Source organism: Dysosmobacter sp. Phy (assembly GCF_054476235.1).
Window position 1 is genome coordinate 765,919 of record NZ_CM136997.1, and the last position, 26,930, is coordinate 792,848.

A 26,930-nucleotide genomic window follows, 5' to 3' on the forward strand; every position below is an offset into this window, starting at 1 on the left:
CTCCGTTTGCTCTATTCTACCACAAACCATTTCAAAATCAAAATGAATACTACTCCCACTTCTTTTGAGGTGGGAGCTTTTTGTATTCAAATTCTTGAAATGGAGGTACCAAACATGAGCAACAAAATGAACCATCCCCTGATCACAGTAGACGGCAGAACCCTGATGGATCGTCCGCTGGAGCCGCCCAATTTTGTGGTGGATACCCTGATCTCTCAGGGTCTGCACATCCTGGCTGGCTCACCAAAGGTGGGCAAGTCCTGGCTTGCCCTGTGGCTGGCGGTGACGGTGGCTAAGGGAGAACCTGTCTGGAACATGACCACCAAGCAGGGTACCACCCTCTATCTCTGCCTGGAGGACTCCGTCCTCCGTATCCAGAACCGGCTGTTTGAGATCACGGAGGACGCACCAAGCAGCGTCCACTTCTGTACCGAGTGCGACCTCATCGGTCAGGGACTGGAGGAACAGGTGGACGCATTTGTCGCCGCACACCCCGACACCGTGCTGGTCATCATTGACACCCTGCAGATGGTTCGTCCGATCCACGACGCCACCTACGCCAATGACTACCGGGATCTGTCTGTGCTCAAGCGGCTGGCGGACAAGCACGGCATTGCCATCCTGCTCATCCACCATCTGCGGAAAGAAAAGGCGGAAGATGTGTTCCATCGGATCTCTGGCACCACCGCCATCAGCGGCGCAGTGGATTCCAGCTTCACGCTGGTGGAAGAAAAGCGGGGCAGCGGCAAGGCCAGACTGACCTGCGTGGGCCGGGACATCGAATACCGGGAGTTGGAGTTGGAACGCAGCGGTGACAATGTGTGGCAGTTGGTGTCGGACAGCCGGACACAGCCGGAGCTGCTGGGCGACCGCATCGTTTATCTCCTCTCTGAACTGATGCGTGACCGAACCGAATTTATCGGCACTCCCACAGAGCTGTCTGAACAAATCGACCCTGTAGACGTGGAGCGTATCTCGCCCAAGAAAGTGTCCAGACAGATCCTGCAAAACCTTGACGCACTAAGGAAAATCGGCATTTCCGCTGTGGTGCGCCGCAGCAACGGAAGGCGGCTCATTGAGCTGCAGCGTGCCGAAAGTGACGATACCCAGGGTGTCCCAGCAGTCGACCCTGTTGACCCTGCTATCGTTAAGCACTCGACTGGAGGAGCGGAGAGGGCCGGGGACGCGGATTCCTCCCTTTGGGAGGGCAAGCAGAGCCTTCGTCCGACTTTGTCGGACTTGGCCCCGCCGGAAACCGGCGGATTCCGGGCAGAAGCCCGGACCCACTGCGTCGACAGTAGTTCCACATCATTCGCTTCCGGCTAAAGCCGAAAGCTCGTTCATTACACACTGTCTCCTTTCCAAACGGGACCCGCTACGCTGGGCTCTCGTTTGGTGGGGACGAGAAAATGGAGGTATGGCATGAAACAGAAAAAAGAAGTGCGGATCACGCTCCGACTCACGCAGGAGCAATATGACAGCATTGCGGCAAAAGCAGAAACAGCGCAAATGCCGGTAGGGGCGTATGTGCGTGCGGCGGCGCTGCGGCACAAGGTCGTAGTGGTAGAAGGGCTGGAGGAGATCACCCATGAACTCAAGGGCGTCGGGCGCAACATCAACCAACTGGTGGTGCTGTGCAACATGGGCAGGATCAAAGAAGTCCATCTGGACGATGCGTGGCAGACACTCAGCCAGGTCTATCTCAAACTGCGGGAACTGGCGGAACAGGAGCGGACCTGATGGCTACGGTTACATTCATTCGATACAAGAGTCAGTCCGCTGGAGCGCTTCATGGCGTGGCTGGCTATGTGTCTCAGAAACAGAAAACCGAGCAAGAGGACGGCTGGCAGTTGGTCAAGGGACAGAACTGCACGCCACAGTTGGCTGCTCAGGAGTTCATTGCCACCCGGCAGATGCACCGAAAGGACAGCCCCGTTTGGTTCTATCACTATGTCCAGTCCTTCTCACCGGACGAGGAGATTACCGGAGTGTTGGCGCACCAGGTGGCGCAGGAGTTTGCGGAGCAGGCGTGGCCGGACAGTGAGGTGCTCATCGCCACCCACACGGACGCCGAACACATCCACACGCATTTCATTGTCAATTCGGTGTGCTACGAAACCGGGAAAATGCTTCGGCAGGGACCAAGCACCTTGAAAAACCTGCGTGCACTCTCTGATGAGCTTTGTATGAAATATGGTTTTTCTGTTTTGGAGAAGCAACAACCGAAAAAGACCAAGGGCATGAGCAGCCGGGAGTACCGCTCCGCCGCCAAGGGGGAGAGCTGGAAGTTCCGACTGATGAACACCATCGATCAGTGTATGCGGTATGCCTCTACCAAGGAGGAGTTCATTGCTCTGATGAAAAGTGAGGGCTACGAAGTGCGCTGGACGGACAGCCGGAAGAATATCACCTACACCACACCAAAGGGAATGAAGTGCCGGGATGACCGGCTCCACGACGGAAAGTACACCAAGGAGGTCATGGAACATGAGTTCAGAATCCGGGCAGCGCTTGCCCATGGAGGAATTGAAGCGGAGGAACGCTTCACAGCCAGTAGCAACTCAGACCTGTCCCAGCCAGGAGGAGTGGGACAATTTACTGCTGATGATCAGCGCACTGTATCAGTTGACGGCAGAGCAGAGCAAGGCTCTGGAGAATCTGGAGCGGCACACGGAGGCCCACACAGCCCTTCTGCGGGAGGCTTCCAGCCGGAGGAAGCCGTACCCCACCCAGGCGCAGATGGAGGCACTGGCGCGGGATGTGGCGGAGATACGGGCGATACTGCGACAGGCTGGGAAGCGGAACGAGAAGCGTTTTTCTCTGCGCGGCATCAGGCTGCCCAGACTGAGTCTGCCAGACATTCCATGGACCAGTCTGCTGTTGGGACTGGCGGCCCTGGCGCTGACTGGGCTGGTGCTGTGGGTGGTGTGGTCCAGCTTGGACACGCTCTGGAGCGCGGCCAGGGGTCTGCTCCCGTGATGGACGCTACCACCACACATCCGCATACAGACAGGAAGACGCTCCGTAAGAAGCAGCAAAAGAAAATCGCCCAAGGCCATGCCGAGGACGATCACGAAGAAGAACAGACTTGGCAACAGACCATGTGAATATTTTTCCTCCGCAAAGAGGAAAATACTGGAGAGGAGATGACAGCCCATTGCGCATGGAAGTAAGGGAACAAAACAAGATCGTAGAGCTCTGGTTGACCAGAGAGGAAAAAGAGGACGCGGCATTCCGGGAATCGCTGAAGCCGCTCTACCAGCAGTACAAGGCACAGAACTATCTGGTGGCGGTCTTCCTGTCCGGAGAGGCAGACCTGTACCAGCAGACCCGGGATCTGCTGCTCTATAACCGGCGGCGACAGGCGGAGAAGGAAGTGCTGGCGCAAAAGCAGGAGCAACAGGCGATGACCATGTAACCGATCGGGGGAGGCAGCGAAAAATTGCCTCCCCCTGTTTTTTATTTTCCGCTTGCAATTTTTGAAAAACCAATATACAATGTTATCTGTAAATAGAAGAATGAAAATAAACCATATTGTTGAAAGGGGGATACTATGGATCAAACGCCCATGCAGCAGGGTGAGATCCTGCTCTACAACAATGACGGCGAGAAGGAGTTTGTCAGTGTTGTATTTCGGGACGAGACCTTCTGGCTGACGCAAAAGGCAATGGCGGAGCTGTTCGATGTGAATGTTCCCGCCATCTCCAAGCACTTGCAAAACATCTATGAGGAGGAGGAACTCACCCGAGACGCAACCGTTTCCAAAATGGAAACAGTTCAGGAGGAGGGTTCCCGGCGGGTTCGCCGCATCCTGGAGCACTACAACCTGGATGCCATCATCGCCGTGGGCTACCGGGTGAACTCCAAAAAGGCCACCCGGTTCCGCCAGTGGGCGACCAAGACACTGAAAGAGTACATCACCAAGGGCTTTGTCCTCAACGACGACATGCTGAAAAACGGCAAGCCCTTCGGCCGGGACTACTTCGACGAGCTGCTGGAGCGCATCCGGGAGATCCGGGCCAGCGAGCGCCGAGCCTATCAGAAGATCGCCGATGTGTTTGAGCAGTGCAGCTATGACTACGACAAGAACAGCGAAACCACGAAAGCCTTCTATGCCTTCGTACAGAACAAGCTGCACTTTGCCGTCACCGGCAAGACGGCGGCGGAGCTGATTTCGGAACGGGCTACTCTGGACAGCCCCACCATGGGCCTGACCACCTGGAAGGGCGCACCGGACGGAAAAATTCTGAAAAGCGATACTCTGGTGGCAAAAAACTATCTCAACGAGAAGGAGCTGTCCCGGCTCAACCGTCTGGTGACCATGTTCATCGACTACGCCGAGCTGATGGCAGAGGACGAGCAGCTTATGAGCATGGAGGACTGGCTCCGCGAGACAGACCGCTTCCTCACCAACAACCGGCGCAAGGTGCTGGAGGGCAAGGGGCATATCTCCCGGGAGGCGGCGGTGAAGAAGGTCAGCGACATCTATGCCCAATTCCGGAAGAAACAGGATGCCGACTACATCTCCGAGTTTGACCGGGCTATGGAGCGGTACTTGAAAGGGGGCGGCAACCCGTGATCGAGACCTTTGATATTGCCGGATACACCCGTATCTCGGTGGACGATGAGCTGGATCAGAAAAACATCTCCATTGAAAACCAGAAGGCCATCATCGAGGATTTTGTAAAGCAGAAATTTCCCGGCAGCACCCTTACCTTCTACGAGGACCGGGACCGCTCCGGCTACACCTTCGAGCAGCGGGAGGGCTACCAGGCCATGCGGAAAAAACTGGTGACCCGCCAGTACGACATTCTCATCGTCAAGGACTTCTCCCGTTTCTCCCGGCGCAACAGCCGGGGGCTGGTGGAACTGGAGGACCTGCGGGACGCCGGGGTGCGGATCATCTCCATCGGGGACGGTATCGACTTCCCCAACGACGACGACTGGCTGAAGATCCAGTTCCAGTTCCTCATCAACGAGATGCCCGTCACCGACACCAGCAAAAAGGTACGCAATGTCATCAAGCGGCGGCAGGCCGACGGAAAATGGATCTGCGCCGCGCCCTACGGCTACATCATCAACCAGCGGCAGGAGTTTGAGATCGTCCCCACCGAAGCGGATATCGTCCGCACCATCTTCCGCCTCTATAACGAGGAGGGCTGGGGCTACAAGAAAATCGCCAACTACCTCACCGACCAGGGCATCCCAACCCCCCGCATGGCAGAGCGGGACCGGAAGGAGGCCGCCGGAAAGGAGTACAATCGGACGGTCAAGCGGGACTGGGCCATTGTGACGGTGCAGAGCATCCTGGACAACGACTTCTACATCGGCACCCTGCGCCAGGGGAAGTACACCCGGAAGAAGATCAACGGCAAGGACATCCTCCGGGACGAGGACGAGCAGATCGTCATTGAAAACCACCACCAGGCCATCATCGACTACCGCACCTTCGCCACCACCCGGGCGCTGCGGGAAAAGCGTACCACCTCCAACTACCGGGGAGTGAAAAAGTACGACAATGTGTACTCCGGTTTTCTGGTGTGCGGGGACTGCGGCAGCCCCATGTTCGCAATGAGCCGCAGCGATCTAAAAAGCGCCTACACCTGCGGCACCTACCACCGGCGGGGCCGGGCGGGCTGCACCTCCCACCACATCCGCACCGATAAGCTGGACGAGCTGCTGAAAACCTATGTCCGGCAGGTGATGGAGAACTCGGCGGATATGCTGACGCGGCTCAACGAGGATCTGGCCCGGGAGCAGGAGGATGTGCAGGAGACGGAGCAGAGCGCCGACCGGCTGGCGGAGGTACTCTCCGATCTCCAGGAGGAGCTGAAGGTCACCAAGCGCCAGCGCATCCGGGATCTCATGAAGCACCCGGAGCAGGAGGAGCTTCTGTCGGAGACCTACGACGAACTGGAGGCCGACCTTCAGAAAAGGATCGAGGGCATCCGGCACCAGATCGATATGCTCTCGGACAAGCGCAACACCATCATTCAGGTGAACCGGGCCGCCCGCACCGCCATGGAGGTCTTTGGGGATATTCTCCGAAAGGACACCCTGGAGCGCAACGATCTGGAGCTGATCATCCGGAAGATCCAGGTGTACGAGGATCACCTGGAGATCCAGCTCCAGGCGGATGTGGACGCCATCCTCCGCTCCGGGACGCTGCCGGTGGAGCAGCCGGAGGCGGTGGCCGCCATGGCACCGGTTGGGGAGGGCACCGCAAATTTTAAGCAGGGCATGGAGCATATCTCACCTGTCACCATCGTCCAGACCGCAAAACGGCGTCCGGACAAGGTGTTCCATGCCAATGTTATCAGTGACGGCGATCCTCTGGAGATCTACACCAGCCGGGACGGCGAGGTGATCTTCAAAAAGTATTCCCTGCTGGGCGGCATCGAGGACTTCGCCGGGGAGCTGTGCGAGACCATGAGCCGTTCCACAGGCGCCGTCTGCGCCGTCACAGACCGGGACACGGTGATCGCCGTGGCCGGCGGAGGAAAGCGGGAGCTGATGGGCAAGCGGATCACGGCGGACCTGGAGCAGATCATGGAGACCCGCAGGATCTATCAGTTTGCCGGAGAGGGACAGCCCATCCCGGTGTGCGACGGCAGCGACAAGCTCACCGTCGCCGTGGCGGCGCCTATTCTGGCGGAGGGGGACCTTCTGGGCCTGGTGCTGTTTATCTCGGCCGACGGCGCCGTCACCGGCGAGACGGAGTACAAGCTGGCCCAGACCATCGCCGCCTTTCTGGGCCGTCATATGGAGGGTTGATCCTCCGGCGGCCCCTTTCACCGCGGCGGGCTTCCCCAACGGGGTGCCCGCCGCGTTTTTTCAGGCATAAATCCCCGTCAGGCCGCCGTATGCTGGTACATATGAAAAAAAGGGGGCGGGTCCATGGCGGCTTTGGAGACGTGGCTCCGGACGGCAGAGCGGGTCCTGTGGGGGCCCGGCACCCTGGCGCTGCTGCTGGGGACCGGGGCGTTTCTGACGGTCCGTCTGGGCTTTCTTCCCTGGCGGAACCTGGGCTGGGCACTGCGCAGCGTCCTCAGCCGGGAGGCGCGCCGGGGCGGCGAGGGGGGCGTGTCCCCCTTCGCCGCCCTGATGACCGCCCTGGCCGCCACCATCGGCACCGGCAACATCGTGGGCGTGGCCACGGCTCTGACCGCCGGCGGGCCGGGGGCCCTGGTGTGGATGGAGGTCTCCGCCCTGCTGGGCATGGCCACCAAATTCACCGAGTGCACCCTGGCGGTGAAGTACCGCCGCCGTGACAGACAGGGCCAGCCCTATGGCGGTCCCATGTACGTCATGGCAGACACTCTGGGCCGCCCCGGCGCCGTACTGGGCGCGGTGTTCGCGCTCTTTGCCGTAGGGGCCTCCTTCGGCATCGGGAGCCTCACGCAGGCCAATTCCATCTCCGCCGCCCTGGACACCGCCTTCTCCCTGCCGCCGGCGGCGGTGGGGGCGGTGACGGCGGCCCTGGCTCTGGTCATCATATTGGGCGGCATCCGGGGCATCGCCCGGGTGTCCTCGGTGCTGGTGCCGGCCATGGCGGTGCTGTACCTGGGGGCGGGCCTGGCGGTCATCCTCGGCAACTGGCGGAACCTGCCCCAGGCCGTGGGAGATCTGTTCCTCTGTGCCCTCTCTCCCCGGGCCGCAGCGGGCGGGGCCGCCGGGTCGCTCCTCACCTCCCTGCGCTGGGGCGTGGCCCGGGGCGTGTTTTCCAACGAGGCAGGGCTTGGCTCCGCCGCCATCTCTGCCGCCGCTGCCCGGACCGACTGCCCCGCCCGTCAGGGCTACGTCAGCATGACCGGCATCGTGTTCGACACGCTGATCCTCTGCACCGTCACGGGCCTTGCCATCTGCGCCTCCGGGGTCCTGGGCACACCGGAGGCCCGGGGCACCGACGGCGCGGCGCTGACCATCCTGGCCTTTTCCACCGTGCTGGGCCGGACCGGCGCCGTGTTGGTGTGCGTCTGCGTGACTCTCTTCGCCTTCTCCACCATCATCGGTTGGGCCTACCAGGGGGAGACCGCCTTCGGATATCTCACCGGCGGCCGCGGGCTCTCCCTGTACCGGACCGTCTTTGCCCTGACGGCCTTCTGGGGCGCGGTGGTACAGCTGGAGACGGTGTTCCGCCTGGCGGACATCTGCAACGCCCTGATGGCCCTGCCGAACCTTCTGTGCCTTCTGCTCCTCTCCGGCACCGCCGCGGCGGAGGCCCGGAATTTTCAGGCCCGGCTGAAGGCGGAAGGGCGGAAATAGGGCGGAACCGGCATTTTTGTCCCAATAGGAGTTGCATTTTTTATTTTTAATGGTAAGATAATGTCGGTCAAAAATTTTATGGCAAAGGACTTGATTTCATGACGAAAATCGACATTATCTCCGGATTCCTGGGCGCCGGCAAGACCACCCTCATCAAGAAGCTCCTCTCCGAGGCCTTCCAGGGTGAGCAGCTGGTGCTGATCGAAAACGAATTCGGCGAGATCAGCATTGACGGCGGCTTTTTGAAAGAGTCCGGCATCCAGATCTCCGAGATGTCCTCCGGGTGCATCTGCTGCTCCCTGGTGGGCGACTTCGGCAAGGCATTGAAGGACGTGCAGGAGCAGTTCCACCCGGACCGCATCCTCATTGAGCCCTCCGGCGTGGGCAAGCTCAGCGACGTGGTGGTGGCCGTGCAGAACACCATTTCCGAGATCCCCGACATGGTGCTGGACAGCTACGTCACCGTGGCCGACGCCACCAAGGTGAAGGTCTATATGAAGAACTTCGGCGAGTTCTACAACAACCAGATCGAATCCGCCGGGGCCATCATCCTCTCCCGGACCCAGAAGCTGACCCAGGAGAAGCTGGAGGCCGCCGCGGCCATGCTGCGGGAGAAGAACCCCGACGCCGCCATCCTCACCACCCCCTGGGACCAGCTGGACGGCAAGGTGATCCTCTCCGCCATGGAGAAGGTGTCCCTGGCCGACGAGCTGCTGGAGAAGATGCGCGCCGAGCACGCCGCCGACGAGGCGGAGCACGCCCACGAGCATGAACACGAGCACGACCATGTGCATGAACATCATCATGACCATGAGCACGAGCACCATCACGACCACGACGAGCACGAGCACCATCACGACCACGACGAGCACGAGCACCATCACGACCACGACCACGAGTGCGACGATCCCAGCTGCTCCTGCCACCATCATCACCATCATCACGCCGACGAGGTGTTCACCTCCTGGGGCAAGGAGACGCCCAAGGTGTTCGCCCGGGCCGACATCGAGCGCATCCTGACCGCCCTGGACTCCGGCGAGTACGGCAAGATCCTCCGGGCCAAGGGCATCGTCTCCGGCGAGAACGGCGCGTGGATCGAGTTCGACTTCGTGCCCGAGGAGCACCAGGTCCGCCCCGGCCATCCCGACTACACGGGACGCCTCTGCGTCATCGGCGCGGAGCTGAAAGAGGACAAGCTGGCGCAGCTCTTCGGCTTGTAAGTTTGGAAAGGAAACGCACTTTACCATGGCTGATATTCCTGTTTATCTGGTGGCCGGCTTCCTGGACGCCGGCAAGACCAATTTCATCAACGGCATCCTGGAGGACGGCTTCGCCCGCCAGGAGCCCACGCTCCTGCTCTGCTGCGAGGAGGGCGAGGAGGAGTACGAGAAAAACGCCCTGGACAATGTGACGGTCGTCACCTTTGAGGACGAGGAGGACCTGAAATGCTCCCGGCTCAAGGAGCTGGAGAAGCAGTACCACCCCAAGCAGGTGCTCATCGAGTACAACGGCATGTGGCAGATGGAACGCCTTTACAGAGAGGTCCTGCCGGCCAACTGGGTCCTCTACCAGATCATGACCTTCGTCCACGCCCCCACCTTCGAGATGTACGCCAAGAACATGGGCCAGCTGATGATGGAGAAGATCACCAACGCGGACATGCTGGTGTTCAACCGCTGCACGCCGGAGCTGCGGGACGCTCTGCGCAAGCGGAACCTCCGCATGGTGAACCGCCGGGCGGACATCTATCTGGAGATGGAGGACGGCACCAGCGAGGACTACCTCACCGGCGACGAGTGCCCCTTCGACCTCAATCAGGAGGTCATCGACATCCCCGACGACGACTTCGGCGTGTGGTACGTGGACGTCATGGACCACCCGGACCGGTACGCCGGCAAGACCGTCCACATGAAGCTCATCATGTGCCACTCCAAGAAGTACCCGGGCATCCACTGTCCCGGCCGCTTCGTGATGACCTGCTGCGAAAACGACATCCAGTTCATGGGCCTCATCGCCAAGGGCGTGGGCCTTGCCCAGTACAACAACCGGGACTGGATCGAGGTCACCGCCCGCATGGCCGTGGAGAAGCACGCGGCCTACAAGGGCCGGGGTCCCGTCATGCACGTGCTGGCCATCGGCCCGGCGGAAAAGCCCGCCCAGGAGGTCGTCACCTTCTGACGAACCGCAATACAAATCGTAACATCCGGCCGAAAAATTCCCCTTCGTTGTCAAACGGAGGGGAATTTTGCAAAAAGTCTACGGAGCGGCGGTTGCCGGACGGCGGGCCGTCCGCTATCCTGACGAAGAGGTGAGCGTATGGACTATGCAAAGATCGGCGCCCTGATCTGCCGTCTGCGGCGGGAGCGGGGCCTGACCCAGGGGCAGCTGGCGGAGGCCCTGGGGCTGAGCCCCAAGACCGTCAGCAAGTGGGAGCGGGCTCTGGGCTGTCCCGACGTGAGCCTGCTGCCTGCCCTCTCCGCCTGCCTGCAGGTGGATGTGTCCGCCCTGCTGGCCGGGGAGCTGGCGGAAAATCAACTCTCAGGAGGAAACATGAACAAGACACGCTTTTTTGTCTGCCCGGTCTGCGGCAGTCTCTCCTTCTGCACGGGGCCGTCCTCCGTGTCCTGCTGCGGCCGTCCTCTGGAGGCGCTGGAGCCCCAAAAGGCCGCGCCGGAGCAGGCCCTGCGGGTCACGGACAGCGACGGGGACTGGTACGTGGAGAGCGACCATCCCGCCCGGAAGGACGACTACATCTCCTTCTTGGCCCTGGTGACCGGGGAGAAGCTGCTGGTGCTGCGCCAGTACCCGGAGTGGGAGATCCACGCCCGGCTGCCGGGCAGACCCCACGGCAAGCTGGTGTGGTACTCCACCACCCAGGGCCTGTTCTACCAGCTGGTGTAAAGGGGCACCCCCTCCGCCTGTGGGCGGAGGGGGTGCCGTTCGTTCAGGGAGATTCCATCACGGGACCGCCTCCGCGGCACCCTCCAGGGGCCAATCCAGAGGCGCTCCGTTTTCGTCCAGCAGTTCCATCCAGTCGGAGCTGATATCCGTGTTGTCCGGCAGCAAAAACACGTCCAGCACCCGTCGGTTTTCAATGGGACAGGTGTAGGTGATGCCGCTGTTTTGGAAGGTATAGAAGGCCGCCTCCTCCGGCAGGTCCCCGCCGCAGAGGATGATGACCGCCTCCCTGGGATTGCCGAAGTTCCAGCTGCCCAATTTCCCGGCGGTCAGGCTGGGCTTCCCGCCTCCGGCCCGCCAGCGGTCCGGGAACACGCTGTCCCGGTCATAGACGCACATGCACCAATTCCCCTGATCGTCGGTGCACAGGGCGGCCAGGTAATCCCCCCGCCGCTCCGTCTCCGCGATCCCCACGGCGGCGCCGGAGTCCCGGGCACCCAGATATTCCTCCGCCTTCTTTGCCAGGGCCTCCAGGTCCGCCTCCGGGGCCGAACCGAAGTAGTGATACCCGAAATACATCCCCGCCAAGGCGGCAATGACGATCAGCGCGGCCAGGACGCCCCGCAAAAGCCGCAGCCGCTCCTGCATGGTCTCCACGATCTGGCCCCCCGCCGCTTTCGGCAGCTCCTCCGCCGTCAGCCGCCGGCCGCCCAGGATCTCGCTGACCGAGAGGCCCAGGGCCTCTGCCAGAGGCTCCAGGGACTCGATGCCCGGCATCCCCCGGCCTGTCTCCCACTTGCTGACAGCCTTGTCCGTCACGTGCAGCCGCGCCGCCAGCTCCTCCTGGCTGAGGCCCAGCTCCCGGCGGCGGGCGGCGATCAGTTCTCCGGTTTTTTTCGCGTCCATGGCGTGCTCCTTTTCCGTGTTCTCCGGGACATTGTACCACAGCCCCCGCCTGCCGGGCACCCTACGGGGCGTGACCGCCGTCATTTTTCGCCTCCGTTCGATACGGTCCGTATTTTCCTCCCAAAAAATACGGATCGTATATTTGTTCACATCTTCCCGCTTGCTTTTCACAGCCAAATCCTTATAATAGAGGAATACTGCGTCAAACAGAACCAATTTGAACAGGAAAGGACCAAGGCTTTGAAAATTCGAGATCACTTCCCCAAATTCCGCCTGCCCTGGTGGGGTTCCCTGCTGGCGGCGGTGCTGGTGTCCGGATGCATCACCCTGCTGGCCCTCTGGTGCCAGCCCAACGCCCTGCGCAGCGTGCTGGCGGTATTCCGGGGCCAGCCCCTTCTGATCGTGCTGAACGCCATGCCCATCGGACTGCTGGTGCTGGTGTTCGCCTGCCTGTTCCGCAACGTCTTTTTCGGCGCCGCCCTGGTGAACCTGGTGGTGTGCCTGCTGTCCATTGCCAACCGCATCAAGATCGAGGTCCGGGACGAGCCGGTGTTCCCCCGGGACTTCGCCCTGCTCAAAGAGGTCGGCAGCGCCATGGGCACCTACGAGATCCGCTTCCCCTGGGGCGCCATCGCCCTGGTGGTCCTGACCACCCTGGCCCTGGCGGCCCTGGGCGTGGTAGTGGGCGGCAAGCCCTTCCCGGTGCGGCGTCTCCAGGGCGCTCTGGGCCGGGCGCTGGGGGCCGCCGCCAGCTTCGCGGTGCTGGCGGGCCTCATTTTGACGGTGTACGCCTCCGACGGCCTGTACAACTCCTTCCGGGTCTCCAACGCCTATTACATCCCCTCGGTATTCAACGAGCTGGGCTTCCCCTACTGCTTCTGCCACCAGTTCACCACCTACGCCGTGGACAAGCCCGAGGGCTTCAGCCGCGCGGAGGCGGAGGCCTGGGACGAGGGCGGCGAGACCGGCCTGGGGAAGGACGTGAATGTCATCATGGTGATGAACGAGGCCTTCTCCGACCTGACCGACGCTGACGTGTTCGCCTATACGGAGGAGACCGACCCCCTGCCCAACCTCCACGCCCTGCAAAGCGACCCCCACGCCCTGACCGGCCACGTGGTGGTGCCGGGCTTCGCCGGCGGCACCGCCAACACGGAGTTCGACGTGCTGACGGGGATGCAGACCAACGCCCTCTCCGCCACCACCACTTCCTCCTTCCGGGTGGTGAACCGGAACCTGGACAGTCTGTTCCGGGTCTTTGCCGACGACGGCTACGCCACCTCCTTCTTCCACCCCGGCGACGACTGGTTCTACAACCGGGAAAACGTCTACCGCTGGTTCGGCGCGGAGGAGACGGTGTTTGCCGACCAGATGACGGACCTTCAGTACAAGGGCCGCTGGGTCACCGACGACTACATGGCGGGCCTGATCGAGGAGAAATTCCAGGAGGCCGTGGACGCCGGAGAGCCCCTGTTCCACTACACCACCACCATCCAGAACCACATGTCCTACACCGCCGACAAGTACGGCGAGGGCTACGACTACCCCGACGTGCCTCTGACGGTCTCCGTCTCCGAGGAGGTGGAGACGCTGCTGAAGGTCTACATCGAGGGCGCCCGGGACGCCGACGCCATGCTGGGCCGCCTGGTGGACCATTTCTCCGCCTCCGGCGAGCCGGTGGTGCTGGTGTTCTGGGGGGACCACCTGCCCTATCTGGGGGACAACCAGCTGGCCTACGCGGAGCTGGGATTGGAGGTGGCCCAGCCGGAGGACGACCGGACGGACCCCCTGTGCTCCTATGAGACACCCTATGTGATCTGGGCCAACGACGCGGCGGCGGAGGCCCTGGACTGGGACCAGGCTGCGGCGGACCTGGACCTGCCGGAGAACGGGAGGCTGTCCGCCAGCTTCCTGGGCGCGGCGGTGCTGGAGCTGACGGGCCGGGCCGGCGAGAGTCCCTGGTTCGACTTCCTCAACCAGCTGCGGCGGGTCGTGCCTGTGGTGCAGAAAAAGACCTATATGATCCCGGACGGCACCTACATCAAGGACCGGGATCTGGACCAGTGGGCGCCGGAGAGCGGCGCCACGGGTGCGGAGATCCGGGAGCTGATCCAGCAGTGGCGCCAGTGGAGTTACTATCACCTGCGCTACAAGGATATCCCATGACCGGCAGCCCCCGGCGGACGGGTCCGCCGGGGGCTTTCTGCCGCCTTGACAAGGTGCGGACGGCCATGCTACCATGAAAAAAAGCCCCGCTCGGGAGAAAGGACGGGAATGGTATGCGGTCCTGGTCCTGGAGAGATCTGATTTTGTCGGTGCTGACGGCAGCAGCAGCGGTCGCCGCCTTTTTCGCCGCCGCACCGCTGCTGGGCAGCCTGCGCCTCTTCCACCCGATCTCGTACATCGTGATCCTCTTCTGGATCCCGGCTCTGGTGATGGCCGGCCCCTTTTTCCACTGGGCCCGGCGGGGACGGCGGCCCCGGGCATGGATCCTGGTCCTGGCGGCATGCCTGGGACTGGTGCTCCTTTTGATGGCGGACCTGTCCACCGCCGCCCGCCTTGTGGCGGTCGTGACGGATTTCTATGACGCGGAGTCCACGGGCTTTTTCCTGCTGTTCGCCCTGCTGTGCTGCGGCGGGATGCTGGTCGGAGCCCTGATCGGCACCTTTCTGGGGCGGATGTTCCCCAAGAGATCCGCATAGGTCCCACGCCCGGAGCGCTCGGCTCCGGGCGTTTTTCCAGGCCGCGCTCCGAAGCGGATGCTTGAAGGGCCGCATCCGGCGCCCAAAACGAGATCCGCCCGGCGTGAAGCTGCGCTTCACGCCGGGCGGTTGCCTGTGTTGATTTCGTTCCGCTCAGCGGCGGGCGGAGGGATTGGACAGCGGAATGCTGCGGCTGCGGATCAGCTGCACGAACACCTCTGTCAGGGCCGGGTCGAACTGGGTCCCGGCGCCCCGCTGCAATTCGCTGAGGGCGTAATCCAGGGGCAGGCCCTTGCGGTAGGGCCGGTCCGTGGTCATGGCGTCGAACACGTCGGCCAGGGCCAGGCACCGGGCGGAGACTGGGATGTCCTCCCCGGAGATGCCCCGGGGATAGCCCTTGCCGTCCCAGCGCTCGTGGTGGCCCAGCACCGCCGGGATCAGGTAGTCCATCTCCGGCAGGTGGCGGATCATCTCGATGGAGTTGTTGACGTGGTCCTTCATCTGCCGGTACTCCTCCGCCTCCAGCTTGCCGGTCTTGTTGAGGATGGTCTCCGGCACGGAGATCTTGCCGATGTCGTGGAGGAGACCCGCGGCGTAGATGGTGCGGACCTGATCGTCGTTGAGGCCGGCGGCCACCGCCAGGGTGGCGGCGTATCGGGCCACGTTCTTGCTGTGAGCGTATGTATAGTGGTCCTTGGCGTCGATGGCGGCGGTCAGGGCCGAGATCATGGACATGGCGGTGCGGTATTCGCCCTCGCCCTGCTCGATGCGGTCCACGATGGCGTCGGTCCGCTCCGCCAGCTGCTGGGGCACGAAGTCCGACGCACCCCGGAAAATGACGATCTGGTCCTTACCGCCCTGCTTGGCGTTGTAGACCGCCAGGTCGGCGTTGTCCATCAGCTCCTTGGCACTGGAGGCGGCATAGGGCGCCGAGCAGATGCCCGCGCTGACGGACAGCGGCTTGTAGCGGCGCCGTTCCGGCACCATGTTGATGTCCGCCACCCGCTCCTGGATATCCCGGGCCAGCTTCCGGGCCCGCTGGGTATCTTGCAGCTGCAGCAGCACGGCGAACACCTTGCCGCTGGTGCGGAACACGGTGCCGCTCTCGCCCACGCTGCGGGTGATGGCCTCGCTGATGCGGCACAGGGCCGCGTCGCCCTCGCCCACGCCGTAGAGCTGGTTGTAGAGCTTGAAGTCGTCCACATCGATGTACATCAGCGTCAGGCATTCCTTGCCGCAGGCGCGGAACTGCTCCTCCAGCTGCTCCACGAAGTAGCGGTAGTTGTACATGCCGGTCAGGGGGTCGATGCGGGCCTCCCGGAAGATCTTCTCATACAGCGACGCGTTTTTCAGCGCGATGGAGGCGATGGAACTGACCGTCTCCAAAAAGCCTACCTCCACAGCCGTGAAGCTGTGGTCCCGGGTCTTGGCGGAGAGCATCACCAGGCCCACCACCTCGCTGCCGCTGCGCATGGCGGCCACGCAGTCGATGTTCAGACGGCGGAACAGCTCCTTCTCCGTCTCCCATACGGACAGATACCGGGGCGTGTTGCGAAACTCATTGAGCAGCAGGTAGCTCTCCTCCTGGAGATAGGCGATCTGGGGGCTGTCCTTGGAGATGGAGAAGGACAGCGTCGCCAAGGGGCTGGAACAATACCGGGCCTGATAGGCGTTCCCCTCCAGCAGGCAGACGTAGATCTGCTCCACCGGGATCTCACAGGCGATCACGCCGCCCAGCTTTTCCATGATATCCGCCGTACTCAGAGTCTGAGAGACCTCGGCGGAGAACTTTTTTACCAGCTTGTTCTGCTGCTCCTCCCGGATGAACACCGCGTCCAGCAGCCGCCGTACCAGCACATAGGCCACGGCCAGCACCCCGGCGAAGGTGACTGCCACGGTGGTGATGGACCAGTCCTGATCCAGTCCCAGCCGCCGCTGGGAGAATTCATACATGGGACCGATCAGGTTGGCGGCAAAGGTGACGCACACCGCCGCCATGGTCACTGCCAGCAGGCTCCGCGACACCACCAGGGTCATTCGGAACAGACGGCGGCGGTACAGCGTGTAAATCAGCAGCGCGGCAAACACCAGGCCGGAGAGCATGTCGAAGGGGAACGTATTCCCCGGAATACTCACCTGCAGCAGATTGCCCACCAGCATTATCAGACCGCTGGCCACCAGCATCTGGATGCCGGGAGAATGGGCCCCCTGCTCGCGGATGGCCTGCAGCAGCGCCGCCACCGTGGCCGCGATGATGCACACGAACATGATGCAGGGGATGATGATATGCCAGTTCAGGCTGTACAGAAACACCGTGTCCCCGTTTTCCAGGCTTACGGGTCTGGGCATTTCCAGAAAGAAGCCGCTGATGGTGCCGGGGATGATCGCGGCATTCCAGAGGACAAACACACTCAGCAGGAGCTTGCCCTTGCGGCGGGTGAACACATGGATGAAGATGTAAAACAGCAGCTCCATGATGAACAGCGCCACCAGGGAGACCGCATACCAAAACCGCATCCCCGGCCAGAACTGCAGCCGCATGAGTACGGAGCCGCCGGCCCACAGGATCACGTCCACCAGCACCGCCAGAAACGCCCAGATCTCCGGCGTCTTCTTCACCGCCAGGATGGTGACGAACATCAGCAGGAAGCAGCACAGTACCGAAACGTTGATATACAGGAAGGGGATGTTGCTCACGGCAGCCGCCTCCCTTCCGGCTGGGCCTGCTGGCGCAGCAGCCCCATCACGTCCAGCATGCCGGGATTGATCCGCGGGATCCGCTGGCCGATATGGGCCTCATAGGCAGAGATGGTGCCATATTTAAGAATGGTGATCTCCAGAGGCTCCATGTTCAGCAGCTTCTTCAGATCGCCGTAATCGCTGTCGAAATACTTGAAGTACAAGCTCAGGTGCTCCGCCAGCACCGTGCGGACGGTCACCTCGCTGCACTGTGTATCCGGCGGAATCTCCAGATACATGTGGAGGAAGGGGTCGTCGTTTTCGTTGAACTCCTTCTTCAGCACCCAGTCCCCCAGGTCCAGACGGCTGAGGCGGATGACCTCCTGCATGGACGAGAGGGTGATCCGGGTGAAGCCGGCAATGTCGATCACATCCGGCACCCGGTCCACGAAGGTCAGCCGGGGCAGCTGGCCGCTGCCGGCGCTGACGCAGTGGTACATATCGCCGATGCGGTAGCGCATGAAGGCACCGCCGTGGAGCACGGAGATCACCAGCTCATAGGTCTCCCCCGCCTGGATCTCGTCCATCAGGCAGGTACGGGGCTGGTAGTCCGGATCAGTCAGGTTCCGGCGGCACTCGGCCTCCGGGATGAACTCGTAGAAGCAGGCATCCGGGAAGAATACCATGCCCCGGTGCTCCCAGTTCTCAGCGCCGATACAGGTGGACTCCGTCCCGGCGGCCAGTTCCACCGGCGCAATGCCCCACGCCCTGGTCAGCCGGTCCTTGTAGCACTTGGCGTCGGTCCCGGCAAAGAAGAAGGCCTTCAGCCGAAACACATCGCCCGGGACGATAGGCCGCCCGTCCCGGCGGCTGATGTACTTGGCCCGCAGATACCGCAGGGCGTTGCCCGGGGAGGCCTTTACCTTTCCGCTGTGGCCGCCGCTGCTTTTGCCGAAGCTCTCCGTGATGTAATTGGCCACGGAGCCGATGCCGAAGAAGAAGTCCACGCCGCCGCTCATGGCCATGGCGAAGCCCTTCTTGATCCGCTGGCTGAAGCTCAGGTCGGAATTGGTGTTGGAGTCCGGCAGCCAGGTGAAGCGGATGTCCTCGTCGAAGAGGGAGGGCATCAGTCCCGTGGCATAGGGAAGCGGCGCGCCGCCGTACAAAATCCGGTCGCCGCGCTTGAGATCAAAGTCGCCCTTTTTCCGGGCAGTGGCCATCATCATGGTGGCCAGCAGATTGTGACGGTAAGTATCCAGCATGCTGCGGGTATAGGGCGCCAGCTTCACCGGCCGGAGGCCGCCCTCCCAGGTGGTCTGGATCCAGACGGCGGGCTCGCCGCAGAGCATATCCGTCCGCCGGGCCAGCAGCACGTCGGCGTAGTTGGCATAGGTGGTCAGGGGCAGCATGGTCCGCAGGTCATCAATGGTCCGGGGAGTCTTGCCCCGCAGCATCTGGCGGCCCAGCCCGCTCTTGCTCCAGAGGTCGATCTGCTCCTCCATCAGCCGGCGCTGGGTATACATATAGTCGGCAAGGCTCATGTCCAGGAAGCCGCAGTACTCCTGCCACAGCTGTTCATGGCTGCACTTTTTCAGCTTGTCCTCAAATCGCACGGGCCCGATCCCCCTCAACTCTTTTTCCGGCAGCTTCTCCTGCGCCGCCGGCCCGGCAGCAGAAAGGGCGTGGCGGCCTGATAGGCCTCATACCCCTCCAGCAGCGCCGGAAACACACACCGGTCCTCAAACAGCACCAGCCCCACATTCACTCCGCACAGCAGTGCCGCCTCCCATAGCGGCAGCCCGGCGACAAGCCACAGGCATCCGTACACGCCGGCAAACCACAGCACGCCGGGATGCCGGCACAGGGCGTACACTCCCGTAGTGCAGGCCCGCCGCTTTTCTCCGGGGCGGGCGTAGGATGCCGCCGCAGGCAGGGCAAAAAACAGCGTATAGACCAAGAGCGCCAGAAACATTACGCCCAGAAGCAGCACCGCGGCCCGGAACCAGCCCCGAGCCAGCGACCGCTCCCACCGCAGGTCCAAAAGGGTCCCGGCCGTCAGCAGCAATCCTCCGCTGGGAAAGCAGAATCGCAGAGCCCGGTATCCCCACCGCCAGTCGTTATAATCACTGAGAAAAAACAGCGCGAAGCCACAGAGGCTCAGCGGCCAACCCATGGCATCGTCCTCCCAACCGGTCACATATTTCTCCATAATATTGTTATGTTACCTATTGTATCTTATTATACTGGTGTTTATGTATAATTTCAACAAATTTTGACTATACGATTTACACAAATCGCTTACAAACCAACCGGGCACAAGATATGGGGCACTGTTTCTTGCACAATTTCCACCGCTTGTATCAGGTTTCTTATTATTTTTCAATTTGAAAATAATATAATTTTTGTAACCAACCGTTTTTGGCAAATCTCACAATAGAAAAACCGGCTCAGCCCAAAGGCTTTGCCGGTTTTTTCCTGCTTTCGTCATGGATTTTTCTGGTGAAAATGCTGCCATACCGCCTCGGCGGCACTCCGCGGCACCACAGCGGCCAGGGTCTCCACGTCCGCCTCCCGGATGGCTCGGATGGTGCCGAAGTGCCTGCGCAGCTCCTCCCGCCGCTTGGGCCCCACGCCGGGGATGCCGTCCAGAGCGGAGCGGGTGGCGCTTTTGCTGTGGCTCTCATGGTGGTAGGTGATGGCAAAACGGTGGGTCTCCTCCTGGATCTGGCCGATCAGGGAGAACACCGCCTGGTTGGCCACAATGCCGATCTCCCGGCCGTCCGGGGTCACCAGGGCCCGGGTCCGGTGGCGGTCGTCCTTCACCATGCCGAAGATGGGCACGGCCACCCCAAACCGCTGCGCCACCTCCCGGGCGGCGGCGGCATGGGTCTGGCCGCCGTCGATCAAAAACACGTCCGGCAGGGGCAGGAACTTCTCATCCCCGTCGGCGGCCCGCTGGAGCCGCCGGGCCAGCACCTCCTGCATGGAGGCGTAGTCGTCCGGGTGGCCCTTCAGGGACTGGATGCGGAAGCGCCGGTAGGCGGATTTCAGGGGGCGGGTTCCGCTGTACACCACCATGGAGGCCACGATGTCGCTTTTTCCGGTGTTGGAGATATCAAAGGACTCCATGCGCCCCGGCGGGGCGGGCAGGTCCAGCATCCGCTGCAGCAGCTCCAGGGTGTGGGCCACCCGCTCGGCGTCGGTGGTGGCCCGCTCCGCCTCCCGGGCGGCGTTGTCGTGGGCCATCTCCAAAAGGTCCGCCTTCTCCCCCCGGTAGGGCACGTGGACCCACACCTTCCGCCCCGCCCGGCGGGTGAGGACCTGGCTGAGATCCTCGCAATGGCCCTCCGTCTCGGCGGGCAGCAGGATCTCGTGGGGCAGGATGGATCTGGGCAGATAGTACTGGGCGGTGATGGCGGAGAGCATCTCCCCCTCGTCCTCGTCAATGGGGGCGGTGAACAGCTCCGTCTCCCGGCCGGCCAGGTTCCCCTCCTCCATGTGGAGCACGGCATAGCAGCACTTGCCGGAGCCTCGGAAGATGCCCCAGATGTCCGTGTCGGCGCAGAGGCCAGCGATCACCGTCTGCTTTTTGGCCAGGGCACCGATGGCGTTGATCCGGTCCCGCAGAGCCGCTGCCTGCTCGAAGCGCAGTGCCTCCGCCTCCGCCTCCATCTGGGCGGTCATCTCCCGCAGCAGCTGCTTGGACTTGCCCTCCAGCAGCTGCACCGCCTGCTCGATCCGGGCCCGGTAGGTCTCCGCCGTCATCTCCCGGCGGCAGAAGCCGTCGCACCGGCCCATGTGGAAGTTCAGACAGGGCCGCTCCGCCCCGATGTCCCGGGGGAACACCCGGGAGCAGGTGGGCAGGCGCAGGGCGGAGAGCACCGCGTCCAGGGCCTGGCGGGTCTCGTACCGGCCGCCGAAGGGGCCGAAGTACCGGGCCCCGTCCTGAGCCATCTTGTTGACCATGGAAAAGCGGGGATACTCCCCCTTGGACAGCCGCACAAAGGGATAGCCCTTGTCGTCCTTGAGGAGGATGTTGTACTTGGGGCTGTGGCGCTTGATGAGAGAGTTCTCCAGCACCAGCGCCTCGAACTCACTGGAGACGAAGATGGTGTCGAAGTGGTCCACCTGGGCCACCATCTGCCGGGTCTTGACGGTGTGGCCCGCGCTGTCCTGGAAATACTGACTGACCCGGTTTTTCAGTTTCTTGGCCTTGCCTACGTAGATGACCTTGCCGGTCTTGTCCATCATCAGATAGACTCCCGGCGTCAGGGGCAGGTCGTTGGCCTTCTCCCGCAGCTCCTCCCGTGTCATGGGGCATCCTCCTCTCTCTGAGCCTCTCCGGCGGCCGCCGGCATTGTCAGTGTAACAAAAAGCGCGGCTCCGCGCAAGGCGAAGCCGCTGCATTCCGATCCTTCCGTTTTCAGCAGAGCCGGCGCTCCGCAAGGGACAGGATTACTCGCCGAAGTTGTCGTTGACCAGATCCACCAGGGCGCTGACAGCTTCCTTCTCATCAGCGCCGTCGGCGATGAGGGTGATGGTGGTGCCCTTCACGATGCCCAGGGACAGAACGCCCAGCAGGCTCTTGGCATTGACACGGCGGTCCTCTTTCTCGACCCAGATGCCGCTCTTGAACTCATTGGCTTTCTGGATGAAGAAGGTAGCGGGTCTGGCGTGCAGTCCCACCTCGTTGTTAACAGTGATCTCCTGTGTATACATGATACAGCTCTCCTTTTCTATACCAATTCGTTTCGCGTGCGATTGCATAGCAGGTCATTTTCCTGTTATCATCATAACCGCTTTTGCCAGTTGCGTCAACGGCGTTTTTCACAAACATTTGAAAAAAACCAACTGTTGGAAACCCAGTCTTTTGGTAGTTTGCACCATTCCAGGGCGATTTTATACCCGGTTTTTATCACTTTTTCCATCCGGTGTCCGACAAAACGAAAATGAGCGGGACATCCTTCGGATGTCCCGCTCTCTTGCTGCACGGCAGCCGTACGGATCAATAGTTCTGGGCCTTGATCTGGAAGTAGGCCTGGGGATGCTTGCACACCGGGCACACGGCAGGCGCGCTCTCGGCGATCTCCACATGGCCGCAGTTGCGGCAGAACCACATGACCTTCTCGCCCTTCTTGAAGACCTCGCCCTTCTTCAGGTTGTCCAGCAGCTTCAGATAGCGCTCCTCATGGGTCTTTTCGATCTTGGCAACGCCCTCAAACTGAGCGGCCAGGGCCAGGAAACCCTCCTCCTCGGCGGTCTTGGCCATCTCGGCGTACATCTTGGTCCACTCCTCGTTCTCGCCGGCAGCGGCAGCAGCCAGGTTGGCCTCGGTGCTGCCGATGCCGCTCAGGGCCTTGAACCAGAGCTTGGCGTGCTCTTTCTCGTTCAGAGCGGTCTCCTGGAAGATGGCCGCGATCTGCTCGTAGCCCTCTTTCTTGGCCTGGCTGGCAAAATAATCATACTTATTGCGGGCCTGGGACTCCCCCGCGAATGCGATCCACAGATTGGCCTCGGTCTTGCTGCCTTTCAGTTCCATAATAACTTTCCCCTTTCAAAAAATAAGTTGAATACTTGATCTCCTTTGTATACTCAAGCCGGTTCCCGCTGCGCCGCGCAGGCGGGGCAGCATCCGGTGAATACCAAAATATGTCCATTTACCTGCCAGCCGCTTTCGGCGGCGGCCTGATCCAGCGCGCTGTCATAGGGGACGGACTCCATATCCGTCACCCGGCCGCAGCAGGCGCACTGAAAATGGGTGTGCGGCGTGGTATCGCCGTCAAATCGAACCACCGGTCCCGGAAGCTCCCGCAGGCGGCCCTCCTGGGCCATCTGGTGGAGGTTGCGGTATACCGTTCCCAGACTCAGCCGGGGCATCTCGGGTTTGAGCTGCTGGTAGACCATCTCCGCCGTGGGGTGGTCCTTTCGGCCGTACACTGCCTGGTAGATCTGCTCCCGCTGATGGGAGAAGCGTCGTTCTGCCATGGGCACCCCTTTCTTAATCAGTAATGATTTCTATTATTGATATAACACATCTCTCTTCAAATTGCAAGCATTTTTTTAAAAATTACCCATAATTTTTCTGTCCGCTGCGGAGAAACTTTCCAGCCATAAATCGACGCCGGCCGGAGACAATAGGCACTGGGTATCGCGCACAACCATCCCGCATCAAGGGAGGAGCACAATGAAAAGAAAATTCGCGCTCTTGCTGGTCTCCGGTCTGCTGGCTGTTACCCTGGCCGGCTGCGGCGGAGACGACAAGGACGCCGGGACCACAGACGGTACCGACGGCATGGTGACGGATCAGAACGACAGCGCTCTGACGGGCGATGACAGCTCTGACCGCAACCAGGACGACGGCACCGGCATGGAGAACGACCATTCCACGGATGCCGGCGATGACGGTGTTCTGGGTGATCTGGAGGACGGCATGAACGACCTCGGAGATGACCTGGAACGAGGCGTGGACGATCTGACGGACAGCGGCGCCAGCTATGATCAGATGGTGCGCAACGGCTCCGTCCACGACACCGACGGCGACCTGACGGACGGCGAAAACGCCCATACACCCGGCGCCGCTTAACCGCGCCTGTTCCTGGAGGCGTGAAAAAACGGGGACTCCGGCATAAGCCGGGGTCCCCATTCAGCCTGCCGAAAGAGTTTTTTCAACAGGCTGCAAACATTTTTCAAACCCCAAAGCGGTTTTAAAAACGCATGATTGAAAACGAAAGGAACCCTCCTGGGTTCCTCTCGCAACGCTCTTCCTTCCCGTCGCGTAAGCTGACCGGTTTTGCTGTCTACATCAAAACGGGAGCCCCGGCATAAGCCGGTGCTCCCGTTTTTTCGGATGCGCGTACAGGCCGCATCCCGCTGTTCAGGTTTTCTCTTTGCCCAGGATCACGGCGGCCAGCTGCTCCGGCGTGTCCGCCAGGAACTCCGCGCCGGCGGCCTCCAGACTCTCCCGGGACCGGAAGCCCCAGGTGACGCCGCAGGCGGGAAGGCCCGCGTTGTGGGCCGTCTCCATATCCACGGAGCTGTCCCCCACAAAAAGGGTCGCGGCCGGGTCAGCGTTCAGCTCCGCCAGCACCTGCCGCACGCCGGTGGGGTCCGGCTTCACCGGCACGCCCCGGACCTTTCCCCGCACCAGGGAAAATACGCCGGGGAAAAAGTGCTCCACGATCTGACGGCTGAAGTCGTCGGCCTTGTTGGAGTAGACCGCCATCTGCACGCCGCGCTCCTTCAGCTCCGCCGCCAGCTCCGCCATTCCCGCGTAGGGCAGGGTCTTGTCCATATTATGGGCGCCGTAGTACTGGGAAAACTGCGCCAGGGTGTTCACCATCAGCAGGGGGCTGCGGCAGCCCTCCGGGGAAAACCGCTCCACCAGATTGGGGATCCCGTGTCCCACCATGGCCCGGAACTCCTCCAGGGAGTGCTCCGGCCAGCCGTTGCGGCGGCAGACCCAGTTGCCGGCGTCCGCCAGGTCCTCCAGAGTGTCCAGCAGCGTTCCATCCAGATCGAAAATCACCGTTTGGTACATAGGCGCACCTCATTTCGTAAATTCCCGTCTATTTTAGCAACTTTACCGACGCTTCACAAGTGTCAGACAAACTGAAAGGCGCGGCGGATGCCGCGCCTTTTTTATGGATTTCGCAGGGGATATTCTCACAGGAAATCGGGCATGGGGCCCCGGCTGGTCAGAAGGGTGTGCTCCCGGAACCCGGCGGCCCGGGCCAGCTCCGCCGCCTGATCGTAGGCGTGGACGATCCCGGCGGCGCTGTGGACGTCGGCGGTGAGGATGACCCGGCCGCCCATCGCCCGCCACTCCCGCAGCAAGAACAGCGCCGGATAGGGCGTGTCCCGGTAGCCCCGGGCCATGGCGCCGGTGTTGATCTCCAGCAGCGTGGCGTCCGGGTCCGCGGCGTGGAGGGCCTCCAGCGCCGCGGCGCGGTAGGCCGGGTCCGCCTCGTCGAAGAAGCGGCCGTCCCGGTTCAGCTTCACGATCAGGTCCATGTGGCCCAGGATGGTGGGCCTGCGCCGCGCCATGGCGGCCACATCGGCAAAATACCCCCTAACCATGGCCAGGGCGTCCCCGCCGAACATCTCCCGCAGGCAGGCCGCAACATGGTCCGCGTCCCAGTCCACGCAGTGGTACTGCCCGGTCCGGGGATCGTACAGGTTGTGGACGGAGCCGATCCAGTACGCCGCCCAGTCCGGCACCGGCTGGGAGGACTGGCTGTCCTGCTCGATGCCCGGCAGTACCTCCATCCGCCCCCGGTATTCCTCCCGCAGCCGCAGCACCTCCGCCCGGTAGGCGGACGGGTCCTCCGGCAGCACGTTGCCCTGGTCCCAGGGGATATCGGTGTGGCTGTGGCCGGAAGCACCGAAGGTCACCGCTCCGGCGGCAAAGGCCGCCCGGGCCATCTCCGCCAGGGTGTTCTTCCCGTCGCAGAGGGTAGAGTGGGTGTGGACGGTGCAGATCCTCATTGCATCCGCTCCTGCTTGACCTTGTGGTCCACCACATGGCGCTTTTCCAGCTCCCGGGTGATGTCCTCCACGGAAATGCCCATCTGCACCATCAGCACCATGACATGGTAGGTCAGGTCCGCGATCTCGTAGATGGTCTCCTCCCTGTCCTCCTTGCGTCCGCCGATGATGACCTCGGTGCACTCCTCGCCCACCTTCTTGAGGATCTTATCCAGGCCCTTGTTGAAGAGGTAGGTGGTGTAGCTGCCCTCCTTGGGGTCGGTCTTGCGGCCCTCGATCAGGTGGTAGAGACCCTCATAGCTGAACTGCTTGAGTTCCTCGGACAGATACACCGGCTGGAAAAAGCAGCTCTCCGCGCCGGTGTGGCAGGCAGGACCGGCCTTGACCACCTCCACCACCAACGCGTCGGCGTCGCAGTCGGCGGTGATGGACACCACCCGCTGCACGTTGCCGCTGGTCTCGCCCTTGCGCCAGAGCTCCTGACGGCTGCGGCTCCAGAAGCAGGTGCGGCCCTCGTCGATGGTGATGGCCAGGCTCTCGGCGTTCATGTAGGCCAGGGTCAGGACCTCCTTGGTGTAGTGGTCCTGGACGATGGCGGGGATCAGGCCCTTTTCGTCAAATTTCAGTTCCATGGTGGATACGCTCCTTTTTGAAAGGTTTCCTCACCGGGAGGGGATACCGGGAGGTTCCCGGGGATTCCGGCCCCACTTTTCTTTGTCTTGTCAAAGAAAAGTCGCCGCCGGAGCGGTGGAAAAGAAAACGTTTAGTGCCAAACCTTGCGCCGTCGGCGCAAGGTCCGGCAAATACGGGGGTCGTGCGAAGCGGTGCGGCGGGCGTCGATGGCCCTGCCGTCCCTGCGCCGTTCTCCGGCGATCGAAGGGCCCCGGCCCCGCATAACGACTGCGGCGGGCAGACGGGGTGCAAAATCGCATTTATCCCCTGCTTCTCGTTCCGCGCCTTCCGCTGCGCCAGGCGCTGCCCCGGCGGGTACGGGAG

General features: G+C 62.0%; 24 protein-coding genes. 13 read left to right on the top strand and 11 right to left on the bottom strand.

Going from position 1 to position 26,930, the window contains the following annotated elements:
- The first annotated feature begins 114 nt into the window (after positions 1-114).
- The 10 genes from ACVDHE_RS03810 (at position 115) to ACVDHE_RS03855 (ending at position 11,166) form a co-directional block, all read left to right on the top strand.
- Positions 115-1,326 (top strand): AAA family ATPase, encoded by a 1,212-nt coding sequence (locus ACVDHE_RS03810; protein WP_458885651.1) that lies wholly within the window; start codon positions 115-117, stop codon positions 1,324-1,326.
- 96 nt (positions 1,327-1,422) lie between these two features.
- Entirely contained in the window at positions 1,423-1,740 is a 318-nt protein-coding gene (locus ACVDHE_RS03815; RefSeq protein ID WP_458885652.1) for a plasmid mobilization protein, read from the top strand.
- A complete protein-coding gene (locus ACVDHE_RS03820) occupies positions 1,740-3,107 on the top strand; it encodes a relaxase/mobilization nuclease domain-containing protein (protein ID WP_458885653.1) in 1,368 nt (455 codons plus the stop codon). Before ACVDHE_RS03815 ends, ACVDHE_RS03820 begins: the two co-directional genes overlap by 1 nt.
- A gap of 50 nt (positions 3,108-3,157) precedes the next feature.
- Positions 3,158-3,418, top strand: coding sequence for a hypothetical protein (locus tag ACVDHE_RS03825; protein ID WP_458885654.1), 261 nt, complete (start codon positions 3,158-3,160; stop codon positions 3,416-3,418).
- 135 nt (positions 3,419-3,553) lie between these two features.
- A complete protein-coding gene (locus ACVDHE_RS03830) occupies positions 3,554-4,579 on the top strand; it encodes a virulence RhuM family protein (RefSeq protein WP_458885655.1) in 1,026 nt (341 codons plus the stop codon).
- On the top strand, positions 4,576-6,774 hold the full coding sequence (locus ACVDHE_RS03835) for a stage V sporulation T C-terminal domain-containing protein (protein WP_458885656.1): 2,199 nt from the start codon (positions 4,576-4,578) through the stop codon (positions 6,772-6,774). Before ACVDHE_RS03830 ends, ACVDHE_RS03835 begins: the two co-directional genes overlap by 4 nt.
- Positions 6,775-6,897: 123 nt before the next feature.
- A complete protein-coding gene (locus tag ACVDHE_RS03840) occupies positions 6,898-8,265 on the top strand; it encodes an alanine/glycine:cation symporter family protein (protein WP_458885657.1) in 1,368 nt (455 codons plus the stop codon).
- Between the two features lie 98 nt (positions 8,266-8,363).
- Positions 8,364-9,485 carry a CobW family GTP-binding protein gene (locus tag ACVDHE_RS03845; RefSeq protein ID WP_458885658.1) on the top strand — a complete coding sequence of 374 codons (1,122 nt, stop codon included), beginning with the start codon at positions 8,364-8,366 and terminating at the stop codon, positions 9,483-9,485.
- Between the two features lie 25 nt (positions 9,486-9,510).
- Positions 9,511-10,443: a TIGR03943 family putative permease subunit gene (locus tag ACVDHE_RS03850; RefSeq protein WP_213039720.1), complete on the top strand. Its 933-nt coding sequence runs from the start codon at positions 9,511-9,513 to the stop codon at positions 10,441-10,443.
- A gap of 138 nt (positions 10,444-10,581) precedes the next feature.
- The gene (locus ACVDHE_RS03855; protein WP_458885659.1) at positions 10,582-11,166 is read left to right on the top strand and encodes a helix-turn-helix domain-containing protein; all 585 of its coding nucleotides are present in this window, start codon (positions 10,582-10,584) and stop codon (positions 11,164-11,166) included.
- Between the two features lie 57 nt (positions 11,167-11,223).
- On the opposite strand, the gene ACVDHE_RS03860 is transcribed toward ACVDHE_RS03855, so the two are convergent.
- Positions 11,224-12,069 carry a helix-turn-helix domain-containing protein gene (locus ACVDHE_RS03860; RefSeq protein ID WP_458885660.1) on the bottom strand — a complete coding sequence of 282 codons (846 nt, stop codon included), beginning with the start codon at positions 12,067-12,069 and terminating at the stop codon, positions 11,224-11,226.
- Positions 12,070-12,309: 240 nt separating this feature from the next.
- On the opposite strand from ACVDHE_RS03860, the gene ACVDHE_RS03865 reads away from it, so the two are divergent.
- Positions 12,310-14,235 carry an LTA synthase family protein gene (locus ACVDHE_RS03865; protein WP_458885661.1) on the top strand — a complete coding sequence of 642 codons (1,926 nt, stop codon included), beginning with the start codon at positions 12,310-12,312 and terminating at the stop codon, positions 14,233-14,235.
- Positions 14,236-14,348: 113 nt separating this feature from the next.
- The gene (locus ACVDHE_RS03870) at positions 14,349-14,771 is read left to right on the top strand and encodes a hypothetical protein (RefSeq protein ID WP_458885662.1); all 423 of its coding nucleotides are present in this window, start codon (positions 14,349-14,351) and stop codon (positions 14,769-14,771) included.
- Between the two features lie 153 nt (positions 14,772-14,924).
- Here ACVDHE_RS03870 and ACVDHE_RS03875 read toward each other — a convergent pair whose 3' ends face one another.
- The 7 genes from ACVDHE_RS03875 to ACVDHE_RS03905 form a co-directional block, all read right to left on the bottom strand.
- A complete protein-coding gene (locus tag ACVDHE_RS03875) occupies positions 14,925-17,468 on the bottom strand; it encodes an HD domain-containing phosphohydrolase (protein WP_458885663.1) in 2,544 nt (847 codons plus the stop codon).
- A complete protein-coding gene (locus tag ACVDHE_RS03880; RefSeq protein ID WP_418726179.1) occupies positions 17,465-19,063 on the bottom strand; it encodes a GH3 domain-containing protein in 1,599 nt (532 codons plus the stop codon). The genes ACVDHE_RS03875 and ACVDHE_RS03880 overlap by 4 nt, the downstream gene beginning before the upstream one ends.
- 14 nt (positions 19,064-19,077) lie before the next feature.
- Positions 19,078-19,647 carry a hypothetical protein gene (locus tag ACVDHE_RS03885; RefSeq protein WP_458885664.1) on the bottom strand — a complete coding sequence of 190 codons (570 nt, stop codon included), beginning with the start codon at positions 19,645-19,647 and terminating at the stop codon, positions 19,078-19,080.
- A gap of 287 nt (positions 19,648-19,934) precedes the next feature.
- Positions 19,935-21,764: an excinuclease ABC subunit UvrC gene (gene uvrC, locus ACVDHE_RS03890; protein WP_458885665.1), complete on the bottom strand. Its 1,830-nt coding sequence runs from the start codon at positions 21,762-21,764 to the stop codon at positions 19,935-19,937.
- A gap of 141 nt (positions 21,765-21,905) precedes the next feature.
- The gene (locus ACVDHE_RS03895; protein WP_213039729.1) at positions 21,906-22,169 is read right to left on the bottom strand and encodes an HPr family phosphocarrier protein; all 264 of its coding nucleotides are present in this window, start codon (positions 22,167-22,169) and stop codon (positions 21,906-21,908) included.
- 286 nt (positions 22,170-22,455) lie between these two features.
- Entirely contained in the window at positions 22,456-22,989 is a 534-nt protein-coding gene (gene rbr / locus ACVDHE_RS03900) for a rubrerythrin (RefSeq protein WP_325227416.1), read from the bottom strand.
- Positions 22,990-23,042: 53 nt separating this feature from the next.
- Positions 23,043-23,435, bottom strand: a complete 393-nt coding sequence (locus tag ACVDHE_RS03905; protein ID WP_213039730.1) for a Fur family transcriptional regulator — start codon at positions 23,433-23,435, stop codon at positions 23,043-23,045.
- A gap of 199 nt (positions 23,436-23,634) precedes the next feature.
- Here ACVDHE_RS03905 and ACVDHE_RS03910 point away from each other — a divergent pair, with 199 nt between their 5' ends.
- Positions 23,635-24,033 carry a hypothetical protein gene (locus ACVDHE_RS03910; protein ID WP_418726176.1) on the top strand — a complete coding sequence of 133 codons (399 nt, stop codon included), beginning with the start codon at positions 23,635-23,637 and terminating at the stop codon, positions 24,031-24,033.
- A 291-nt stretch (positions 24,034-24,324) separates the two neighbouring features.
- Here ACVDHE_RS03910 and ACVDHE_RS03915 read toward each other — a convergent pair whose 3' ends face one another.
- From ACVDHE_RS03915 to hisIE, 3 genes are all read right to left on the bottom strand, one after another.
- The gene (locus tag ACVDHE_RS03915; protein WP_458885666.1) at positions 24,325-24,987 is read right to left on the bottom strand and encodes an HAD family hydrolase; all 663 of its coding nucleotides are present in this window, start codon (positions 24,985-24,987) and stop codon (positions 24,325-24,327) included.
- Positions 24,988-25,112: 125 nt separating this feature from the next.
- Positions 25,113-25,934: a PHP domain-containing protein gene (locus ACVDHE_RS03920; protein WP_458885667.1), complete on the bottom strand. Its 822-nt coding sequence runs from the start codon at positions 25,932-25,934 to the stop codon at positions 25,113-25,115.
- The gene (hisIE, locus tag ACVDHE_RS03925; RefSeq protein WP_213039736.1) at positions 25,931-26,566 is read right to left on the bottom strand and encodes a bifunctional phosphoribosyl-AMP cyclohydrolase/phosphoribosyl-ATP diphosphatase HisIE; all 636 of its coding nucleotides are present in this window, start codon (positions 26,564-26,566) and stop codon (positions 25,931-25,933) included. Before hisIE ends, ACVDHE_RS03920 begins: the two co-directional genes overlap by 4 nt.
- Between the last annotated feature and the right edge of the window lie 364 nt (positions 26,567-26,930).

Excerpts from the sequence above, each read along its gene's own strand:
- ACVDHE_RS03810 (WP_458885651.1), top strand. The coding sequence starts at position 115 with ATGAGCAACAAAATGAACCATCCCCTGATCACAGTAGACGGCAGAACC.
- ACVDHE_RS03815 (WP_458885652.1), top strand. The coding sequence starts at position 1,423 with ATGAAACAGAAAAAAGAAGTGCGGATCACGCTCCGACTCACGCAGGAG.
- ACVDHE_RS03820 (WP_458885653.1), top strand. The coding sequence starts at position 1,740 with ATGGCTACGGTTACATTCATTCGATACAAGAGTCAGTCCGCTGGAGCG.
- ACVDHE_RS03830 (WP_458885655.1), top strand. The coding sequence starts at position 3,554 with ATGGATCAAACGCCCATGCAGCAGGGTGAGATCCTGCTCTACAACAAT.
- ACVDHE_RS03840 (WP_458885657.1), top strand. The coding sequence starts at position 6,898 with ATGGCGGCTTTGGAGACGTGGCTCCGGACGGCAGAGCGGGTCCTGTGG.
- ACVDHE_RS03845 (WP_458885658.1), top strand. The coding sequence starts at position 8,364 with ATGACGAAAATCGACATTATCTCCGGATTCCTGGGCGCCGGCAAGACC.
- ACVDHE_RS03850 (WP_213039720.1), top strand. The coding sequence starts at position 9,511 with ATGGCTGATATTCCTGTTTATCTGGTGGCCGGCTTCCTGGACGCCGGC.
- ACVDHE_RS03855 (WP_458885659.1), top strand. The coding sequence starts at position 10,582 with ATGGACTATGCAAAGATCGGCGCCCTGATCTGCCGTCTGCGGCGGGAG.
- ACVDHE_RS03860 (WP_458885660.1), bottom strand. The coding sequence starts at position 12,069 with ATGGACGCGAAAAAAACCGGAGAACTGATCGCCGCCCGCCGCCGGGAG.
- ACVDHE_RS03870 (WP_458885662.1), top strand. The coding sequence starts at position 14,349 with ATGCGGTCCTGGTCCTGGAGAGATCTGATTTTGTCGGTGCTGACGGCA.
- uvrC (WP_458885665.1), bottom strand. The coding sequence starts at position 21,764 with ATGACACGGGAGGAGCTGCGGGAGAAGGCCAACGACCTGCCCCTGACG.
- ACVDHE_RS03895 (WP_213039729.1), bottom strand. The coding sequence starts at position 22,169 with ATGTATACACAGGAGATCACTGTTAACAACGAGGTGGGACTGCACGCC.
- rbr (WP_325227416.1), bottom strand. The coding sequence starts at position 22,989 with ATGGAACTGAAAGGCAGCAAGACCGAGGCCAATCTGTGGATCGCATTC.
- ACVDHE_RS03905 (WP_213039730.1), bottom strand. The coding sequence starts at position 23,435 with ATGGCAGAACGACGCTTCTCCCATCAGCGGGAGCAGATCTACCAGGCA.
- ACVDHE_RS03910 (WP_418726176.1), top strand. The coding sequence starts at position 23,635 with ATGAAAAGAAAATTCGCGCTCTTGCTGGTCTCCGGTCTGCTGGCTGTT.
- ACVDHE_RS03915 (WP_458885666.1), bottom strand. The coding sequence starts at position 24,987 with ATGTACCAAACGGTGATTTTCGATCTGGATGGAACGCTGCTGGACACT.
- ACVDHE_RS03920 (WP_458885667.1), bottom strand. The coding sequence starts at position 25,934 with ATGAGGATCTGCACCGTCCACACCCACTCTACCCTCTGCGACGGGAAG.
- hisIE (WP_213039736.1), bottom strand. The coding sequence starts at position 26,566 with ATGGAACTGAAATTTGACGAAAAGGGCCTGATCCCCGCCATCGTCCAG.